The sequence below is a fragment of the Youngiibacter fragilis 232.1 genome (genome assembly GCF_000495435.3).
Classification (GTDB): domain Bacteria; phylum Bacillota; class Clostridia; order Clostridiales; family Clostridiaceae; genus Youngiibacter; species Youngiibacter fragilis.
Genome location: NZ_AXUN02000172.1, coordinates 79,609 through 94,390 on the forward strand (window position 1 = coordinate 79,609; position 14,782 = coordinate 94,390).

The window sequence follows — 14,782 nt, forward strand, 5'->3', positions numbered from 1 at the left end:
GCGGATTGAAGAGGATAATGCTTTGCACTCTGATTGAAAACAGGACGATAGCTGAAGATACGCTTCTTATGGTGCTAAAGGCAGATCCTGTGGCCCTTGCTGACTTTGAGCCTGGTGTTTTCGTCAACGTGAGGATCATGGACAGCGATTCACCTCTTCTCAGAAGACCGATATCAGTCCATGAGACAGATATCGAGAAGGGGATGCTTAAGCTTATATACAAGGTAGTCGGTGAAGGTACAAGGAAGCTCAGCGAAAAGAAAACAGGAGAAATCGTGGATATCTTCGGACCTCTTGGTACGGGATTCCCAATACAGTCCGATGCGAAAAGTGTAATTCTCATAGGAGGCGGGGTAGGTATCCCCCCTCTTTATGAGCTGGGAAAAAGGCTTGCAGAAAAAGGCGTCACAGTAACAACAGTCCTCGGAGCAAGAAATTCAGAAGGGCTTTTCTGCCTTGAGGAATTCGGCACTCTTGGAAGGGTAGTCACTGCTACAGAGGATGGAAGCCATGGGGTGAAGGGCTTCGTGACAGATGCCATAAAGGCAGAGGACATTGACTTTGACTGCCTCTATGCATGCGGACCGAAGCCGATGCTGAAGGCGATTGACATAGAGTACAGGGGCAAAAAGGAAGGCTACCTTTCATTTGAGGAAAGGATGGCATGCGGAATAGGAGCATGCTATGGATGCATGACTAAGACAAAGGACGGGCTGAAGAGGGTATGCAAGGACGGACCTGTATTCAGTCTGGGGGAGGCAGTATATGAGTAGTGAGATGCTTAAGGTGGATCTCCCTGGTCTGTCGCTTAAAAATCCGGTAATGCCTGCTTCGGGTTGCTTCGGATTCGGGAAGGAGTTCGCAGAGCTCTATGACCTGAACATACTCGGCTCAATAATGGTCAAGGCAGTCACAAGGGACTTGAGGGAAGGAAACCAGATGCCAAGGCTTGCGGAGACACCCTCTGGCATGCTGAACGCCATTGGCCTCCAGAATCCCGGGATTGACGGTGTGGAAGAAGAGATGAAGTGGCTGGAGAGGTACGACATCCCCATAATAAGCAATGTGGCAGGATATACCGAGGATGAGTACGCATACGTTGCTGAAAGGATCTCGAAGGTAAGGAACGTGGGAGCCCTTGAGATCAACATTTCCTGCCCCAACGTGAAGAAGGGAGGGATCACCTTCGGTACAGATCCGGATGTGGCCTACAGCCTTACAAAAAGGATCAAGGAAGTAACCGGCAAACCCATATATATGAAGCTTTCGCCTAACGTCACCGATATCGCGGCAATGGCAAGGGCAGTAGAGAGCGGCGGAGCTGACGGTATAACCATGATAAACACTTTGGTGGGAATGCGGCTTGACCTGGCGACAGGGAGACCGGTGCTGGCAAACGGCACTGGCGGACTTTCGGGACCTGCTGTGAAGCCAGTTGCTGTCAGGATGGTCTACGAGGTGTACAAGGCAGTGAAGATTCCGATAATCGGAATGGGTGGAATAAGGAATGCAGAGGATGTCCTTGAGTTCCTTTATGCAGGGGCCAGCGCAGTTGCGGTAGGAACAGCGAATTTCGTCAATCCCTTTGTATGCAGGGATATCATAGAGGAGCTGCCAGGTGTTCTCAGAAAATATGGATTCAGTAGCGTAAAGGATGCTGTGGGATACAGCCACAGGCTTGGAGGAAGATGATGAAGGATGTCATAGTTGCCCTGGATTTCAAGAACAGGAAGGAAACCATGGCTTTTCTTGAAGGCTTCAAGGAAGGTATTTATGTAAAGATAGGGATGGAGCTCTTCTACGGCGAAGGCCCTGAAATAGTTAGGGAGATAAGGAAGATGGGACACAAGGTGTTCCTTGACCTGAAGCTCCACGATATCCCGAATACGGTCAAGAGTGCAATGAAGAGCATACTGAGGCTTGAAGCCGACATGGTGAACCTTCATGCATCAGGCGGAAGCGTCATGATGGAAGAGGCGATGAACGCATGCAGGGAAGAGGGGAAGAAGCCTCTCGTGATAGCGGTGACACAGCTTACTTCAACGACTGAGGAGCTCATGCAGTCAGAACTGCTGATCGACAGGAGCCTCACTGAGACGGTTCTCTCGTATGCTGAGAACGCGAAGAAGGCAGGCCTTTCAGGAGTTGTCTGTTCAGCCCTTGAGGTCCCGGTAATCAAGGAGCATCTCGGAGAGGGGTTCATAACTGTAACTCCAGGAATAAGACCGCTTGACTCAGCTGCAGGAGACCAGAAGAGGATCGTTACACCGGCAAGGGCAAGGGAGCTTGGCTCCGACTACATAGTGGTAGGAAGGCCTATTACCAGGGCTGAAGACCCTGAAAAGGCATACAGGGAAATAAAGAAGGAATTTTTGGGGGTATAGCAATGAAGGAACTTGCAAAGGCGCTTCTTAAGATAAAGGCGGTAAGCCTTTCTCCTGAAAAGCCGTTCACATGGGCATCAGGCATAAAATCACCGATATACTGCGACAACAGGCTTATCCTTTCCTATAAGGAAGAGAGGGAGCTCACCCTCAATGAGATGAAAAGGGTGGTAAGCGAGAAGTACCCTGAAGCGGAATGCCTTATGGGCACCGCCACGGCAGGTATCCCTCATGCTGCGATAGTCGCATGGGAGCTCGGGATCCCGATGGGTTTCGTTAGGGGCAAGGCAAAGGACCACGGCAAGGAGAACAGGATAGAGGGCAAGGTATTCCCAGGCATGAAGACTGTGGTGATAGAGGACCTGATATCTACGGCAGGTTCATCTGTTGATGCTGTGAACGCACTCAGGGAAGCAGGCTGCGATGTTTTGGGGATAGTCTCCATATTCACCTACAATCTGAAGAAGGGTGAAGAGACACTCAAAAAGAATGATGTGGAGAACACATCACTCACAGACTATGACGAGCTGATCGAAGCCGCAATTGAAGACAACTATATTGAGAGCGCTTCATTGGCAAAGCTCATGGAGTGGAAAAAGGATCCTTCAAACGAAGATTGGATGACAAAATGATGATAGGGGCGAAAAGCCCCTTTTCTGTTGGGGTATGGGAACTTCCTCCAGGAAATTCCTGTTGCGAAACCATATTGCCTTTGGTAGAATAAGTCATGGAAAGCCTTGATGAGAAGAGTAGCGCATTGGTATTTGCTTAAGAGAGCCCTGGTTTGGTGTGACAGGGTGCAGTTAATGCAGTGAAAATGACCTCGGAGCATGTGCCCGGTAAAAAGGACACACGGCAGCAACCGTTATATTGCATAAGGTGGCTTTGTCACCTTTCGAGGCGTAATCCGTGAGGCTTGCGCGAACTGGAGTGGTAACACGTTTAAAGACGTCTCTATGGCATCGCCATAGGGCTTTTTCATTTTTAAGGGAGGATTTTTCAAATGAACACCTATTATATCACGACCCCAATCTATTACCCGTCTGCAAACCTGCATATAGGAAACACCTATACTACTGTTGCAGCTGACGCCCTTGCAAGGTACAAAAGGAAGGCAGGCTTCGATGTCATGTTCCTGACGGGATCAGACGAGCACGGCCAGAAGATACAGAGGATTGCCGAGGAAAAGGGCGTAAAGCCGATAGAGTATGTTGACGGCATAGTCGAAGGGATAAAGGAACTGTGGAAGCTAATGAACATAAGCTACGACAAGTTCATAAGGACCACCGACGATTACCATATCAAGGCTGTCCAGGACATATTCAAGAAGCTCTATGACAAGGGTGACATCTACAAGAGCGTATACGAGGGCTGGTATTGTACTCCTGATGAAGCATTCTGGACGGATACCCAGATAGTTGACGGGAAGTGCCCTGACTGCGGAAGACCTGTCGAGAAGGCCAAGGAAGAGGCTTATTTCTTCAAGATGAGCAAGTACGCTGACAGACTGATCAAGCACATTGAGGACAACCCGGAGTTCATCCAGCCTGAATCAAGGAAGAACGAGATGCTGAACAACTTCCTTAAGCCAGGCCTGCAGGACCTTTGCGTTTCAAGGACCAGCTTCGACTGGGGAATACCTGTGTCATTTGACACTGAACACGTTGTTTATGTATGGATAGATGCCCTTTCCAACTATATTACTGCACTTGGCTACGGCTCGGAGAACGAAGAGAATTACAGGAAGTACTGGCCTGCGGACGTCCACCTCATAGGAAAGGACATCCTGAGGTTCCATACTATATACTGGCCGATAATGCTAATGGCACTTGATGTAGAGCTTCCCAAGCAGGTGTTCGGACACGGCTGGCTGCTTGTTGACGGCGGCAAGATGTCAAAGTCAAAGGGCAATGTTGTTGACCCTGTTGTCCTTGTCGAGCACTTCGGGGTGGATCCTGTCAGATACTTCCTTCTAAGGGAGATACCGTTTGGAAATGACGGACTATTCAACAATGAGACTTTCATAAAGAAGACCAATGCGGACCTTGCCAATGACCTGGGCAACCTGCTTTCAAGGACTGTGGCCATGGTTTCCAAGTATTTCGGAGGCACGATACCATCAGGGTCATTCTCCGGAGATTATGACGAAGAGCTGAAGACCCTTGCGCTTTCGACACCGAAGCTGGTTGAGGAATCAATAGGAAACCTCAGGATACCAGAAGCGCTTGGTCATATATGGACGCTCATCGGCAGGGCCAACAAGTACATCGATGAAACGACTCCATGGATACTGGCAAGGGATGAGGAAAAGAAAGACAGGCTTGGAACGATACTCTACAACCTGCTTGAAGCCTTGAGGTTCTCAGCAGCGCTGGTCGAGCCTTTCCTGCCTGATACTGCAGAGAGGATAAGGGAGCAGATCAATGCTGATGACCTTTCCTTCGGAAGCCTTGCATCCTTCAGCGGAACAAAAGAAGGAAGCAGCGTGAAACCGGGCAATGCCATATTCCCGAGGATCGACATGGAAAAGAAGCTTGAGGAGCTTGCAAAGCTCTCTGCAAAGCCTGAAGAGAAGAAGGTTGAATTCAGACCACTGAAGGAAGAGATTACTATTGAAGACTTTGCAAAGCTTGACCTGAGGGTAGGCAGGATAATTTCTGCTGAGCCTGTCAAGGGAGCTAAGAAGCTCCTGAGGCTGAAGGTGGATATCGGCGGAATGGAGAAGCAGGTAATTTCAGGGATAGCTGAGCACAAGAAGCCGGAAGAGCTTGTCGGCACCAACATAATCCTTGTTGCCAACCTTAAGCCTGCAAAGCTCAGGGGCGAGCTTTCCGAAGGAATGATACTGGCCGCATCAACAGCTGATGGGAAGAACCTGTACATTGTAACATCGGAAGGTGAACCTGGAACTGAGGTCAGATAACAGAACTGGTATCAGTCTCCAGCGCATCATGCATTATCTTAAGCATAATATTTTCAGTATAAAAAATGAAGGGAATCCGGGAATCGGATTTCCTTCACTTTTTTATATGATATCTGGCATGCCTGAGTGAACTTGTCCCATTCTTAAGGTACAGGCTGGGTGACATAGTCACAGACCAATTAAGAGACCAATTAAGAGACCATTAACAGACCATTATGAATGTTGTTGACAATATGAGTCCAATAGTATACAATTCATTAGAACTTTAACTCAGTCCCGTGAGGCTGAAAAGATTGCAGCCAGAATATAGCTTAAGGAGCCAAACCTATGCTGAAGATGCAATACAAGTTCAAAATGGAGAATCCTGCAGCTTATTGAAAGGCATTGCAGCCCGGTAGGGAGCTGCGGATGATACCCATCTGTGAAACAGAGGTTTCACTGGCAGGGTCTTTTTTTTTGCCATTTTTCAGGATTTCAGTGCAATCTTCCTCACTTCGGGGAGGTCAAGTATCCTTATAAGGTCACCCTTCATGCTTATGAGCCCATCCCTTGAGAGATTAGCAAGCTCCCTTGAAAGCGAAGGCCTTTGCACTCCGAGGGTCTCAGCCCAGTATTTCTTGGTAAAGGGGATCTTTATTGAGAGGCTTCCCCTTTCTTCATGTATGGAATAAAGGTATTCACATATCTTTTCACGGAGCGTCTTAAGGGTAACCTCCCTTATCCTCTGTGTAAGCATGTATGTCCTGCCCGAAAGTGACTTCAGGAACAGCTCAAGGAAATTTTCATTCATTCTGCATAGCATTAGAACTGAGGACTTTTCCATCTCGAGCACGATTATGTCAGACTTTGCGAAGGCGCTCATCTGGTGCCGGTCATGTCCTGAAAACACCACTCCTGCACCGATGACCTCATCCTTCTCGACATCCATGAGAAGGAGCATCTTGCCGGAAGGGTCTATCTTCTGGACTTCGATAGTACCGCTCAGAAGAAGGAATATGGTATTGCACTCATCACCCTGGATGAACAGATACTCTTCCTTTTGATATGTCCTGAGGTTATAATTTAAGTTGTTCAGCACGTCGTCAAGCTCTTCGTTTGTAAAGGTGCTGAAGAGAGGGTTTTCCCTTATGAGCTCTAATGTCGGTCTTTTCTTCATGACTATCTCCTTGATGCTGCAAAATGAAGGAAATCATGCAAGGCAGCACTTTAAGTTTAAGTATATCATACGGAAGGCAAATCACTCAATTTAACCTAAAAAAGGCCATTTTGTTACAGAAATCTGACAAAATAGAGACAAAAATGAAATGTTAACACCTGTAAAGATGTCTTCACAACTGAAATTAGCATTGGTAATCAAAGGGTTTTTAAAAATGTTACGAAAATATGAATATTCGCCGTAAATATTTACAATTTATTCATATGTATGAAGATGTGAAGAACCGGAGACTTGGATCATGAATCGAGAGGAATGTAAAAATGAATAATATATTTGACTCACATGCACATTACGATGATGAACAGTTCGACGAGGACAGGGAGGAGCTTCTTCTTGAGCTTAAGGCATCAGGGGTTGCCGGAATACTAAACATGAGCTCTGACTACAAGTCCATCGAGACAACGAGGATCCTCACGGAAAACTACCCGTTCATATACGGCGCATGTGGTATCCATCCTGAAAATGCAGATGAATACAATGAGAATGTAAGGTCTGAAATGATCCTTCTTCTTAAGACGGATAAATTCAGGGCGGTCGGAGAGATTGGACTTGATTACTATTGGGAATCCAATCCCCCGAAGGAGATTCAGAAAAAGGTGTTCAGGGACCAGATGGAAATAGCGAAATCCCTTGGAATGCCAGTGGTTTTGCATGACAGGGACGCTCATGGGGATATGCTGTCGATTGTCAGGGAGTTTCCTGCAGTCACGGGAATATTCCATTCCTTTTCCGGAAGTGTCGAGATGGCAAGGGAAGTCGTCTCATTGGGCTACTATATTGGCATATCAGGTGTCGCTACCTTCAAGAATGCAAGGAAGCTCCCGGAGGTCATTTCAGAGATTCCTCTGGACAGATTGCTCATCGAGACAGATGCCCCTTACATGGCACCAGTCCCCTACAGGGGTAAAAGGAACAGGTCTGACTACCTGATTTACGTGGCTGAGAAGATAGCGGAGATTAAGGGGAAAAATGTCGAGGAGATACTGGAGGCAACCGCAGACAATGCCAGAAGGCTTCTTGGCATAAGGGATCAGCATGCAATCAAGTTGTAAAGAATTTCGTTCATAAAATATTAACATTTTAAATTGTGAAATCGTTCTGAACCGCATAACCATGCGGGTTTGGGGCGATTTTTTTGACACTTGGAAGGGGTGTGGATATAATTAGGACGTTACTCAACGAGGAGGTTGAAACATGAAAAAATTCTTTTCTAAGGGAGTGCTCATATCGCTGTTCGCAGCATTTGTCGTGTTTACGACAGCATTTGCAATAAACAGCATGAAGAAGCACGTGACTTTGGTGGTTGACGGAAAAGAACAGGTCATCGATACTTATGTGACTACAGTAGCCGAGTTTTTGGCAGAGAACGGGATAACAATTGATAGCAAGGATAAGATCGACAAGGGAACAGGAGACGGCCTGGCTAAGCAGGACAGGATAGTTATCACAAGGGCAGTCCCTGTGGTGCTGTATGCGGATGGAGCTATTCAGGAATTCATGACCGCTGAAAAGACGGTTCAGGATTTTCTTGATGCAGAGAGCGTTACATTAGGCGAAATCGACAAGATATCAGTCCCTGTGGAAACGATGGTATCAAGGGACATGGAAATTACGATTGTAAGGGTAACAAAGGAAATGGTTACTGAGAATGTGACCATTGCTTTCGGAGTGCAGGAGAAGAAAGACTCCTCCATTATGAAGGGCATAAAGAAGGTTACTCAGGAAGGAAGCGCTGGTGAGAAGGTCCTGACCAAGGAAAGGACCTATGAGGATGGCGTTCTTGTCTCTGAGGAGCTCGTGGGCGAGAATGTCACCAAGAGCCCTGTCGACAAGATTGTCGCCGTGGGAACCAAGGTAATGAGCTACGCTGCTGTAAATACAGCAACGAGAGGTCCGCTTCCTGCAAGCCTCAGCTACTCCAGCACGTATACCGTAAGGGCCACAGCATACGCAGGTGACGGGATAACCGCAAGCGGAGCAGTACCTGTCAGGAATCCCTCAGGATGGTCCACTATCGCTGTAGACAGGACAAGGATTCCGCTGGGTACCAGGGTCTATGTTGAGGGTTATGGATATGCCATAGCGCAGGATGTTGGCGGAGCTATCAAGGGTGACAGGATAGACGTGTTCATGAATTCTGAATCTGATGCAATCAGATGGGGAGTAAGGTACGTCAAAATCTACATACTTGACTGATAAGAGTAATAAGAAACGAATCCGGGAAACCGGATTTGTTTTTTTGCAGAGGATATCTCTGCTATAATAGCAGAGGCTTTCTCTGCTATAATAGACTGTAGAACTTTTTTAAGGTGGATGAATATGATAAGTGAGATAATCGTTGTAGAAGGCAGGGATGACATCACGGCTGTAAAGAGGGCTGTAGATGCTGAAGTCATAGCTGTCGGAGGCTACGGGATAAATGCAAGGATAATAGATATCATACGTGAAGCTGCAATAAGGAAAGGTGTCATAGTGCTGACCGACCCTGATTTTGCAGGGGAGCATATCAGGCGTATAATATCCAAGAGGGTGCCTGGGATAAGGCATGCCTACATCATGCGCTCCGAGGGGACCAAAGACGGGGACATAGGCGTTGAGAATGCCTCACCGGAAGCGATAAGGCGAGCCCTCTCAAATGCAAGGGCAAGCCAGTCAGAGCGGGCGATAACCTTCAACATGGAGGATATGCTGAGATTCGGGCTTACAGGCAGGACAGATTCGAAGGCAAGAAGACAGGTAATGGGAAAGGCTTTGGGGATCGGCTATGCAAATACCTCCGCTTTCCTGAAAAGGCTAAATTCATACGGTATCAGGGTGGAGGAATTTGAGGAAGCCCTGAAAGCCAATTTTGAGGAGTATTCTGATGGAGAATAAAAGTACCAGGAGCATTGTAGAAAAGTATGGTTTCAGATTCACAAAGAGTTTGGGACAGAATTTCCTTACCGACCTCAGGGTAGTCGATGACATCATCGCAGGTGCGGAGATAACAAAGGATGATTCAGTCATTGAGATAGGACCGGGTGTGGGTACCCTTACAAGGAAGCTTCTAGAGCATGCAGGAAAGGTAACGGCGATAGAACTTGACGAGGAGCTTATTCCCATACTTACCGAGGAGCTGAAGGAGTTCGATAACTTCACTCTTATACACGGTGATGCTGTGAAGCTTAACCTGAAGGAGATCGCCGGAGGTGACAGGGTCAAGTTTGTGGCAAACCTTCCTTACTATGTGACAACACCGATAATTGCGGGGATACTTTCAAGCGGTATGGATTTCGACAGCCTTACTATCATGGTCCAGAAGGAGGTTGCGGAGAGGATGGCAGCTGTTCCGGGGACCAAGGACTATGGCTCACTTACGATCCTCGTAAGGTATTACTGCGATACCAAGGTCGTGAGGAATGTACCGCCATCCGCGTTCATCCCCAGGCCGAAGATAGATTCGACTGTCATAAGGCTTGACAAGCTGGATAAGCCAAGAGCGGAGGTTGAAGACGAGAAGCTGTTCTTCAATATAGTCAGGCACTCGTTCAACATGAGGCGGAAGACCCTCGTGAATGGCCTGAAATCCATGGGTCTGAGCAGGGATACCATAGACGAGGCCATGGCGGAATGTGGAATCGGCAGCAATGTGAGAGGGGAGACCCTTTCTGTCGAGGAGTTCGCAAGGCTCTCCAATGCCATTGGAAAAAGAAGGTGACCAGCTTGAAAAGGAAGCTTCATTTCATCTCGGCACTTCTAATCATGATGCTCATGCTTCAGGGATGCGCGGCTATAGATTCGCTGAGGCTGCGATACGGTTTGATCAACCAGGACTTTGAGTTCCTTAAGAGCGAGGACCTTGAATCCATAATCATACAGAGTGTCAGGGACAAGGGCTTCAGGTTCGTGGTGACGGACAGGATAGCCATAGGGGACCTGTATTCAAGCCTGAAGAAGGCGGATGCCACAGAAGAAAAGTCTGTTTTTGCACCTGACTATACCTTCGAGTTCCATATGATAGATGGAACGGTGATCGAGTATGACTATGTTGCCGGAGTCTCCAAACAGGACAAGGGCAATTTCTACAGCGATGAGAAAAGCTTCAGGGTTCCGGAGAGGATAGACAACGACCTGATCAGGAACCTGTATACACTGAGGAAGCCAAAGTATTTCGAGGATATATACTATGGCTCGCTGTCTGAGCTTACAGGGCTTCTTAAGGAAGAATATCCTGGAATGAGCATAGGAATTAGGATCTCAAATGATGTGGATACTCTCAAGTACCAGATCTCAAGGGACATCGAGGACTTCAGGCTGCAGCTGCTGGAGAAGGGAGCGATGCTGCTCTCATCAGGGGAAAAGACTGATATTGTGCTGGAAGTGAAGACTCAGGGGTATAAGACCAATGTGTTCAAGGCTGTCGTAACCCTGAGGAATGAAAAGGACTATACGAAAAGAAGCTTCTATATCTACGGGAAATATTCCAATGATATAAGCAAGTGGGATACGATAATTTCAGAGGAGAAGCCAGCAGGCTTTTAGGGAGGTTCCAATGTCATCATGTTCAACCTGTGCATCCAAGAGCGGATGCAGCAAGGATATCAAATGCGATTTCATAAAGCCGAAGTATGGCAGGATAAGACATGTTGTAGGTGTAATAAGCGGAAAAGGCGGAGTGGGAAAGTCCAGCGTAACTGGGATACTCGCAGTGCAGCTGAGGAAGCTGGGCTATAGGGTAGGAGTCCTTGACGGTGACATGACAGGCCCGTCCATACCCAGGTTTTTCGGAATCAACGAGGAAAGGACCGGATATGCACCAACTGACGTAAAGGATGTGTTCAAGTTCATACCTGTGGAAACAAGCCTTGGTATTAAGACCATCTCAATGAACTTCATGATCGAAGAGGAGGAGCCTCTCCTATGGAGGGGGCCGGTGCTTGGTAATGCGCTTACGCAGCTTTTCCAGGACACTGACTGGGGAAATCTGGACTATCTGCTCATCGACATGCCGCCGGGTACCGGAGACATAGCACTGACCATAATGCAGCAGTTCCCGGTTGACTACCTTGTAGTGGTATCGACACCTCAGGACATGGTCTCAATGATCGTGAAGAAGGTGGTGAACATGGCCGAGAAGCTTGAAGTGCCTATAAAGGGAGTAGTCCAGAACATGTCGTATATCAGATGCGGAAGCTGCGGTGAGAAGATGAACGTATTCTCAAGGAACACAGCAGAAAGCCAGGCTGAAAAGATGGGACTGCCACTACTTGCAGAGCTCCCCATCGACCCTGACTTCGCATCCTATCTTGAAGAGGGGATGGCTGAGCGCTACGCAGCCACAAACAAGGATTATGACATCCTTATGGAAGCCTTCAGGAATGATGAGAATGAGATTGCGAAGAGGGTAGCTGAAGCGAAGAAAAAGTCGATACCTTTCCTGGATAGTTAAATGATGAAACATTTTGCGGCAATTATCGCAAAGTGTTTCTTTTTATTATAGGATAAATACTAATATAAGCCGAGTAATATTGGTGATAATTTATCTTCACTAAAATTTAACATTAAAAATATGTCGAATAAGTATTGATTGAAAATTGAAAAATTGATATAGTGGTACAAACAATGATGATAGATATATTGCATGTTGTTACACTATATTATGGAGGTATTGTATGAAGAAAAAATTTGCTGTCATTCTTTCTGCCATCATGGCCCTCAACCTGACACTACCTGTTCTTGGAGCGGAAAAGCAAGCGGGAGGCACAGTCCATATCGATCCGATTGCAAACCTTGCGCTTACACAGGAACAGCTGAACGCCGGATATGAAGTGAATGTAACTGGATATGTCGAATTCGACAACAGAGTACCGGATAAAGATGGTGGACTTGTATTTTCGAACCAGGGCAGGCTTGATATACTGACACTAGAAGTTCAGAAGGACGGAGGAGCATTTGAATCCATTCAAAAAATCGATAATGATCCACCGCTTGATGCGATGGACCTCGCATCTCGAGGTAAATTTGGAAGAGAATTCGGATTTACTGCACCATGGAAAATAACTGAAGTCGGTTCATATCTGCTTAAAGTCACAGCAACATTCACAGGCCCTTACGAGGCAGCATCGGATGTGGAAGATGTGACAGTTGAACTGCTTATTCCGATTATAGTCGATTATCCTGCAGCCCCTGCAGTCGCTGCTGCAATTCTCAAGAATGCTGGAATACCTCACAGGTACCAGATATCCGGAAAGACATACGGAAACTACATTTCAGACGTTGCAGCACATATGGGAAGCACAGAAAATGATGAGAACGGATCATGGTTTGATGGAATCGACAAGAGTGATGTTGATGCGTACTATGAGGCGGTTTACGATTATCTTAAATCTATAGGTGCTAACCTTCCGTAAATCAAACTAACAAGGACCATGCTTCACATCACATGAAGCATGGTCCTTTAATTTACTTTACCGGAACCTTGTACCCGGGATTCACGGCCTTAAGCAGCCTGTTCCATGGAACGAAAGCAAGGACTGCAAGTATTATTGCCATTTCACCAAGAAGGAACGGGGCGTTGTAGGTTATCGAGTAGATCCAGAGTGCACTTCCTGTCTGCATGCCTTCAGGTGCATATTCCGCGAAGAACACGACTCCTGAAAGGACATGTGGTATGAGCCTCATGATATGGGCAGCGACCGCTCCTGCGAACCTGTTGCTGAAGAAGCCTGATACTCCAATCAGCATGAATGGGATAGGATAGTCAAGGAGCGTCTGGATCGGGTGCACGATGTACGGTCCCATGAACAGGTTGACTATGCCGAAGAGGAATCCAGTGAGCATTCCGACTTCAGGTCCGTATGCGTACGACAGTATTATTATCGGCAGCACTGATGCAAGGGTTACGCTGCCGCCCTGCGGCATCTTGTACAGGATGATGTTGTTGAGGACCGCTGACAATGCGACTGCCATTGCTATTTTTGCCATGAGCTGAGGTGTAAGCTTTACCTTCCTCAGACTTATCAGGAATACGATGCCGCCGAGCAGGATGATAAGCGCTGCGATTGCCATAGGATTGTCCCTGAGCGCCGCAAATGCCTCGCCGAAGCTTTCGAGAATTGATAGAAACATTATTTTACCTCCTTCTATAGGCTGGAAAAATAAAACCGTCCTGCGGTGCAAGACGGTTTGAAACCACTTTTTCCGCTTCCCTACGCTGGTACTAACCAGATCAGGTTACAGGGTTAGCTTTCCGCCTCTCAGCCCTTTCGGGCACCCCTAGCCTTTTTTATCATTCTAATACATATTCATGTCAAGGTCAATCTTATAGCGGATTTCTCTGGAGGCATATGCCGAGAAGTCCCTTTCCCGTATGGACACCGAGGGCCGGGCTGATCTGCCTCAGGTCCATGCTCTGGACGTTCTTCATCTTCATTATGGTCTCCACCAGTGCTTTGCCTTCTTCAAGAGCAGCTCCATGCATGACGTAAACATTGCATTTGTATTTCGCGAGGTTTTCCTCAAGGATTCCCACAAGCCTGAGAAGTGCCTGCTTCCTGCCCTTTGCCTTGGCTATGGTGTAGTAGATTCCGTCACGGTTAACGGAAATTATCGGCTTGAGGTTCAACAGCTGTCCGATCGTTCCTGCCACCTTGCCGATCCTTCCGCCCTTCATGAGGTATTCCAGGGTATCCACATAATAGTATGTGTCTATGGTTTCCTGGAAGGCAGCAAGCTTTTCAAGGATCTCCTCTAGTGCCATTCCTGACTTTATAAGCCTTCCTGCCTCAAGGACAGTTATGCCTTCAGCCATTGAAAGGTTCTTTGTGTCGAATACATGGGTCACCATTGACGGATGCTCCTCGGCATACATCTTTACGGCATTCGCTGTCCCTGAAAGTCCGCTTGAGATGAAAACGCCGAGCACGTGGGTATATCCTTCATCCTTCAGCTCCCTGTAAAGCGCTTCGATGTCTTCTCCTGATGGAAGGCTGGTCTTAGGGACCTCCTTCTCCAGGTTCGCATATACCTCATCTGGATGTATTTCAACCCTGTCCCTGTATTCTTTGTCTGCATAGATTATCCTGAGCGGCAGGAGCCTGGCTCCGCACTCCTTAAGTTCTTCGTCGGTCAGGTCACAAGCGCTGTCTGTGACTAGTGCTATCTTACTCATTATTATCTCCCCTCATGGCTTTCTTATATAAAGTATAGCAAAGCGATTAAGGATAAACAATGAAACAGATCCTGTTCATGGATTGTTCTTGTAATTTCAGGTGTATTTGC

Annotated in this window: 15 protein-coding genes, 1 riboswitch and 1 other annotated feature; of the genes, 12 read left to right on the forward strand and 3 right to left on the reverse strand. The window is 47.2% G+C overall.

Going from position 1 to position 14,782, the window contains the following annotated elements; translation table 11 throughout:
• The first annotated feature begins 5 nt into the window (after nucleotides 1–5).
• From T472_RS09375 to metG, 5 genes are all read left to right on the forward strand, one after another.
• On the forward strand, nucleotides 6–773 hold the full coding sequence (locus tag T472_RS09375; RefSeq protein ID WP_023387731.1) for a dihydroorotate dehydrogenase electron transfer subunit: 768 nt from the start codon (nucleotides 6–8) through the stop codon (nucleotides 771–773).
• Entirely contained in the window at nucleotides 766–1,692 is a 927-nt protein-coding gene (locus T472_RS09380) for a dihydroorotate dehydrogenase (protein WP_023387730.1), read from the forward strand. The genes T472_RS09375 and T472_RS09380 overlap by 8 nt, the downstream gene beginning before the upstream one ends.
• On the forward strand, nucleotides 1,692–2,384 hold the full coding sequence (gene pyrF / locus T472_RS09385; protein WP_341372047.1) for an orotidine-5'-phosphate decarboxylase: 693 nt from the start codon (nucleotides 1,692–1,694) through the stop codon (nucleotides 2,382–2,384). Before T472_RS09380 ends, pyrF begins: the two co-directional genes overlap by 1 nt.
• A gap of 2 nt (nucleotides 2,385–2,386) precedes the next feature.
• Entirely contained in the window at nucleotides 2,387–3,016 is a 630-nt protein-coding gene (pyrE, locus tag T472_RS09390) for an orotate phosphoribosyltransferase (protein WP_023387728.1), read from the forward strand.
• A gap of 96 nt (nucleotides 3,017–3,112) precedes the next feature.
• Nucleotides 3,113–3,343: a binding site (T-box leader), on the forward strand.
• A gap of 44 nt (nucleotides 3,344–3,387) precedes the next feature.
• Nucleotides 3,388–5,307, forward strand: coding sequence for a methionine--tRNA ligase (metG, locus tag T472_RS09395; protein ID WP_023387727.1), 1,920 nt, complete (start codon nucleotides 3,388–3,390; stop codon nucleotides 5,305–5,307).
• Nucleotides 5,308–5,773: 466 nt separating this feature from the next.
• On the opposite strand, the gene T472_RS09400 is transcribed toward metG, so the two are convergent.
• Nucleotides 5,774–6,463, reverse strand: coding sequence for a Crp/Fnr family transcriptional regulator (locus T472_RS09400; protein ID WP_023387726.1), 690 nt, complete (start codon nucleotides 6,461–6,463; stop codon nucleotides 5,774–5,776).
• Between the two features lie 320 nt (nucleotides 6,464–6,783).
• Between T472_RS09400 and T472_RS09405 the strand changes: the two genes are divergently transcribed.
• The 7 genes from T472_RS09405 (at nucleotide 6,784) to T472_RS09435 (ending at nucleotide 12,912) form a co-directional block, all read left to right on the forward strand.
• On the forward strand, nucleotides 6,784–7,575 hold the full coding sequence (locus T472_RS09405) for a TatD family hydrolase (RefSeq protein ID WP_023387725.1): 792 nt from the start codon (nucleotides 6,784–6,786) through the stop codon (nucleotides 7,573–7,575).
• Nucleotides 7,576–7,717: 142 nt separating this feature from the next.
• Nucleotides 7,718–8,719, forward strand: coding sequence for a resuscitation-promoting factor (locus tag T472_RS09410; RefSeq protein WP_023387724.1), 1,002 nt, complete (start codon nucleotides 7,718–7,720; stop codon nucleotides 8,717–8,719).
• 123 nt (nucleotides 8,720–8,842) lie between these two features.
• On the forward strand, nucleotides 8,843–9,397 hold the full coding sequence (gene rnmV / locus T472_RS09415) for a ribonuclease M5 (RefSeq protein ID WP_023387723.1): 555 nt from the start codon (nucleotides 8,843–8,845) through the stop codon (nucleotides 9,395–9,397).
• A complete protein-coding gene (rsmA, locus tag T472_RS09420) occupies nucleotides 9,387–10,220 on the forward strand; it encodes a 16S rRNA (adenine(1518)-N(6)/adenine(1519)-N(6))-dimethyltransferase RsmA (RefSeq protein WP_023387722.1) in 834 nt (277 codons plus the stop codon). Before rnmV ends, rsmA begins: the two co-directional genes overlap by 11 nt.
• A 5-nt stretch (nucleotides 10,221–10,225) precedes the next feature.
• Entirely contained in the window at nucleotides 10,226–11,044 is an 819-nt protein-coding gene (locus T472_RS09425; protein ID WP_023387721.1) for a YhfM domain-containing protein, read from the forward strand.
• A gap of 10 nt (nucleotides 11,045–11,054) precedes the next feature.
• Nucleotides 11,055–11,951 (forward strand): Mrp/NBP35 family ATP-binding protein, encoded by an 897-nt coding sequence (locus tag T472_RS09430; RefSeq protein ID WP_023387720.1) that lies wholly within the window; start codon nucleotides 11,055–11,057, stop codon nucleotides 11,949–11,951.
• Nucleotides 11,952–12,174: 223 nt separating this feature from the next.
• Complete coding sequence (locus T472_RS09435) at nucleotides 12,175–12,912, forward strand: hypothetical protein (RefSeq protein ID WP_023387719.1); 738 nt, start codon at nucleotides 12,175–12,177, stop codon at nucleotides 12,910–12,912.
• Nucleotides 12,913–12,964: 52 nt separating this feature from the next.
• Here T472_RS09435 and thiT read toward each other — a convergent pair whose 3' ends face one another.
• Together thiT and T472_RS09445 are read right to left on the reverse strand one after the other, a co-directional pair.
• Nucleotides 12,965–13,630 carry an energy-coupled thiamine transporter ThiT gene (gene thiT / locus T472_RS09440; RefSeq protein WP_023387718.1) on the reverse strand — a complete coding sequence of 222 codons (666 nt, stop codon included), beginning with the start codon at nucleotides 13,628–13,630 and terminating at the stop codon, nucleotides 12,965–12,967.
• Nucleotides 13,631–13,690: 60 nt separating this feature from the next.
• A riboswitch (TPP riboswitch) is annotated at nucleotides 13,691–13,789 on the reverse strand.
• Nucleotides 13,790–13,823: 34 nt separating this feature from the next.
• The gene (locus T472_RS09445; protein ID WP_023387717.1) at nucleotides 13,824–14,672 is read right to left on the reverse strand and encodes a DegV family protein; all 849 of its coding nucleotides are present in this window, start codon (nucleotides 14,670–14,672) and stop codon (nucleotides 13,824–13,826) included.
• Nucleotides 14,673–14,782 lie beyond the last annotated feature (110 nt).

What these genes read in the sequence shown, in the direction of transcription:
- T472_RS09380 (WP_023387730.1), top strand. Translation starts at nt 766, where the DNA reads ATGAGTAGTGAGATGCTTAAGGTGGATCTCCCTGGTCTGTCGCTTAAA.
- pyrF (WP_341372047.1), top strand. Translation starts at nt 1,692, where the DNA reads ATGAAGGATGTCATAGTTGCCCTGGATTTCAAGAACAGGAAGGAAACC.
- pyrE (WP_023387728.1), top strand. Translation starts at nt 2,387, where the DNA reads ATGAAGGAACTTGCAAAGGCGCTTCTTAAGATAAAGGCGGTAAGCCTT.
- metG (WP_023387727.1), top strand. Translation starts at nt 3,388, where the DNA reads ATGAACACCTATTATATCACGACCCCAATCTATTACCCGTCTGCAAAC.
- T472_RS09400 (WP_023387726.1), bottom strand. Translation starts at nt 6,463, where the DNA reads ATGAAGAAAAGACCGACATTAGAGCTCATAAGGGAAAACCCTCTCTTC.
- T472_RS09405 (WP_023387725.1), top strand. Translation starts at nt 6,784, where the DNA reads ATGAATAATATATTTGACTCACATGCACATTACGATGATGAACAGTTC.
- T472_RS09410 (WP_023387724.1), top strand. Translation starts at nt 7,718, where the DNA reads ATGAAAAAATTCTTTTCTAAGGGAGTGCTCATATCGCTGTTCGCAGCA.
- rnmV (WP_023387723.1), top strand. Translation starts at nt 8,843, where the DNA reads ATGATAAGTGAGATAATCGTTGTAGAAGGCAGGGATGACATCACGGCT.
- rsmA (WP_023387722.1), top strand. Translation starts at nt 9,387, where the DNA reads ATGGAGAATAAAAGTACCAGGAGCATTGTAGAAAAGTATGGTTTCAGA.
- T472_RS09430 (WP_023387720.1), top strand. Translation starts at nt 11,055, where the DNA reads ATGTCATCATGTTCAACCTGTGCATCCAAGAGCGGATGCAGCAAGGAT.
- T472_RS09435 (WP_023387719.1), top strand. Translation starts at nt 12,175, where the DNA reads ATGAAGAAAAAATTTGCTGTCATTCTTTCTGCCATCATGGCCCTCAAC.
- thiT (WP_023387718.1), bottom strand. Translation starts at nt 13,630, where the DNA reads ATGTTTCTATCAATTCTCGAAAGCTTCGGCGAGGCATTTGCGGCGCTC.
- T472_RS09445 (WP_023387717.1), bottom strand. Translation starts at nt 14,672, where the DNA reads ATGAGTAAGATAGCACTAGTCACAGACAGCGCTTGTGACCTGACCGAC.